Annotated in this window: 1 protein-coding gene and 1 pseudogene; one reads left to right on the top strand and one right to left on the bottom strand. The window is 53.4% G+C overall.

Going from position 1 to position 663, the window contains the following annotated elements; all coding sequences use genetic code 11:
- The coding region (locus EXE41_RS19490) for a hypothetical protein (RefSeq protein WP_206750864.1) at positions 1 to 295 on the top strand (295 nt) is incomplete at its 5' end.
- Between the two features lie 132 nt (positions 296 to 427).
- Here EXE41_RS19490 and EXE41_RS19145 read toward each other — a convergent pair.
- Positions 428 to 663: pseudogene (locus EXE41_RS19145) on the bottom strand (hypothetical protein); the annotation flags it as partial.

Below are 663 nucleotides of genomic sequence, written 5' to 3'. Positions count from 1 at the left end.
GCTCTGGGACGCGCTTGCGTTATCTATTGGGTTTGGACTGGTGACGATAGGGGTTCCTGTCTTTCTCTGGCTTCGGTATGAAATTCGCAGTCCGGGGGCGCTATTGGTTGCTATCCTCGTTTTCTGGCATATACTGGTGTATATTCAACCGATTGGAAGTGGACAAGGTGATTCGCCCGGATTTCTTTTCGTGTTCGTGTTCGCACCGATATACCTCGTCGCCTACGTATTGCTAGCCGTGATAGAGTACTGGCTTCGAGGTCGTACCGTCTTACCTTCCTTCCCAACTGCGTAATCAGGTACCATTTCTACCGGAACCCGGTAACTTCGCAATTCTACTTACCAGTTGTTTCACGACGGATTGTGCCGAACTAGTAGGTATCAACAGAGTCAATCGGATGAACCGGCACTACTCTCGGACACCCTCTTATTCGACGACCCAAGAGATGACTGCACCCTCTCCGTGGACACCGTGCTGGAGGCCCTCAAACTTCGCGATGCAGCATACGCTCGCCTCGGCCTCGTACCAGTGATCGATGTCGTGGACGACCTTTTCGGCGACGTCCTCAGCCGTGTAACGCTCTGGGAACTCGTCCACAGTCTCCGGATCGCCGGCGGAACGCGTGTAGAACAATCCAAGCAATCCGTTGCGCTCACTAAACG

This window comes from Halorubrum sp. SD690R (genome assembly GCF_005435035.1).
In the GTDB taxonomy this organism is placed as follows: Archaea; Halobacteriota; Halobacteria; order Halobacteriales; family Haloferacaceae; genus Halorubrum; species Halorubrum ezzemoulense.
Note: the sequence above shows the minus strand (reverse complement) of the source record. Positions and strands in the feature narration are given on the sequence as shown.